This window comes from Moorena sp. SIO2C4, from assembly GCF_010672485.1.
Classification (GTDB): Bacteria; Cyanobacteriota; Cyanobacteriia; order Cyanobacteriales; family Coleofasciculaceae; genus Moorena; species Moorena producens.
Genome location: NZ_JAAHGN010001103.1, coordinates 1 through 2,428, shown reverse-complemented (window position 1 = coordinate 2,428; position 2,428 = coordinate 1). Strand labels below are relative to the sequence as shown.

At 45.8% G+C, this 2,428-nt stretch carries 1 protein-coding gene and 1 pseudogene; both read left to right on the top strand.

Translation table 11 applies throughout. The features are described from left to right. Positions 1 to 277 precede the first annotated feature (277 nt). The gene (locus tag F6K20_RS34250; RefSeq protein ID WP_008188878.1) at positions 278 to 1,324 is read left to right on the top strand and encodes a glycosyltransferase family 2 protein; all 1,047 of its coding nucleotides are present in this window, start codon (positions 278 to 280) and stop codon (positions 1,322 to 1,324) included. A 126-nt stretch (positions 1,325 to 1,450) separates the two neighbouring features. After that, positions 1,451 to 2,428 (top strand): annotated as a pseudogene (locus tag F6K20_RS34245) (hypothetical protein); the annotation flags it as partial.

Sequence of the window (2,428 nt, the reverse complement as noted above, 5' to 3'; positions counted from 1 at the left end):
AAATAATGACCGCTCACATGATGCGATATGTGTCAGCGATGTGCACTGCGTTTTCTAAAAATCGCACGGAATACGAGTATCTCTAAAATCGCAGTCCCTACTCCCTACTCCCTACTCCCTACTCCCTACTCCCTACTCCCTTGACTCCCTATTGAAAACTGCTATAATCCCCCAATAACCTACCATAATCAAGAAACCAAAACTCTTTTGCCTGCGTCTGCGATAATCAAAGGCACCGGAGTTTTTCCTATTCTTGATCCAAAACCCGTCACCATCGATGACGAAACTAATTATTCAAATCCCCTGCTACAACGAAGAAAACAGCCTAGGGATTACCCTTTCGGTGCTTCCCCGTCAACTGAGGGGTGTAGATACCGTTGAGTGGCTAATTATCAATGATGGCAGTACAGACCGCACCGTAGACGTAGCCCGCTCTTATGGCGTAGACCACATTGTCAATTTTAAACACAATCAGGGACTAGCCAAAGCTTTCATCGCAGGAATCGAAGCTTGCTTAAAAGCCAATGCGGACATTATTGTCAATACCGATGCGGATAATCAGTACTGCGCTGATGACATTCCCAAACTCATACAACCTATTATATCAGGTCGAGCCGAAATAGTCATCGGGGCGCGACCGATTCAGAAGATTAAGCACTTCTCCCCCATCAAAAAGTGTCTACAAAAATTCGGTAGTTGGGTAGTCCGAATTGCTAGCAATACTAATATCATCGATGCTCCCAGTGGATTCCGAGCTTTTAGCCGAGAAGCCGCCTTAAAGCTAAATGTCTTTAATGAATACACTTACACCCTAGAAACTATTATTCAAGCTGGACAAAAAGGCATTGCTATCACTTCTGTCCCAATCCGCACCAATCGCTATTTGCGCCCCTCCCGTCTAGTCAAGAGTATCAGTGCCTATGTTAAGCGATCGCTAATCACTATCCTGCGAATCTCCATGACCTACAACCCCCTGAGATTCTTTATCACCTTGGGGACAATTCCATTTACTCTAGGAACCTTACTGGGGATTCGTTGGTTAATCCTATACTTCGCTGGTACTCCCAAAGCTCACGTACCCAGCCTAGTTTTAGCTGCTATTCTGATTCTAATGGGCTTTCAACTGTGGATATTTGGCTTAGTGGCAGATCTAATGGCAGTCAATCGTCAACTTCTAGAAGACATCCAACTACGACTACGACGATTGGAAGTTGACTCCAATCACACTCCCCACTTGCCATCAACCGGAAATCAACAACAGCGGCAAAACCGGGAAGAGGGAGGAGAAGGGGAAGAATTTGCTAATAATTTCTTGAATAGATAATAGTCCTATTGTGATAGTGGGACGCTCTTAAGACTACTTGTTATAGTAGGAAACTCTTAAGACTACTTTTGGCTGAAAAGAACAATCACTCTCGGACTGACGCACTGACACAAACAGCCGCAAATAATGACCAGAGACCTATTCGCCCGTCAAGCCCTAAACCAAATCCCTAAAATCCTTACCCTCCTAGACCGCAATCCCCACAGTCCCACCTACGGATGCTTTGACCGTAACTTCTGGCACTATAAAATCATCGATTTCCCTAGTGGGATGGCACAGGAATTTGTCTGGCCCCTAGCACTAGCCTATCATACCGACTTGCCAGATAACCCGTTCTACCAGCAACCAGTAATTCTCGATTGGGTCGAAGCAGGGATACTTTTTGCTGCATCCAGTTCCCATCCCGATGGCTCCTGTGATGATTATTTCCCCTATGAGCGTGCTGCTGGAGCCGCCGCCTTTTCTTTATTGGCTAGCATCGAAAGTTACAAAGCCATGGGACTCCATAACCCCATTGCCTTGCAATTCTTTGAAAAACGAGCAAATTGGCTAGCCCATCACATGGAAAGTGGACAGCTGAGCAACCACCAAGCCTTGATTGTCTTATGTTTAGACCTGCTATCGGAACTCTTGCATACCAATCAATGGGATAGAGCGCGATCGCAAAGGCTAGAGCAAGTCTTATCCTGGCAAAGTCCCGAAGGCTGGTTTATAGAATATGAAGGCTGCGACCCAGGCTACCACACCTTAACTATTTCCTGTCTAGCTAGGATTTATCTGTTGAGATTAGACCCACGCCTAAAAGAAGCTCTGATCAAAGCTGTCGAATTAGCCGCAGAATTCATCCATCCCGATGGTTCCTATGGGGGAGAATACACTAGCCGTAACACTTATAACTTTTTTCCCCATGGCTTTGAATTAGTAGGACGCTGGTTTCCAGAAGCCCTAGAGATTAATGACCGCTTCTTGGTGGGATTAGCTAATGGTCTTGCTCCCTGTTACGCCGATGATCACATTATTGGTCACCATACCTGGAATTATCTCCTATCTTGGCGGGATTTTGTCAGCAACCGACCCAAACCAACTCCACGTACCAGTGGTCGA

Excerpts from the sequence above, each read along its gene's own strand:
- F6K20_RS34250 (WP_008188878.1), top strand. The coding sequence starts at position 278 with ATGACGAAACTAATTATTCAAATCCCCTGCTACAACGAAGAAAACAGC.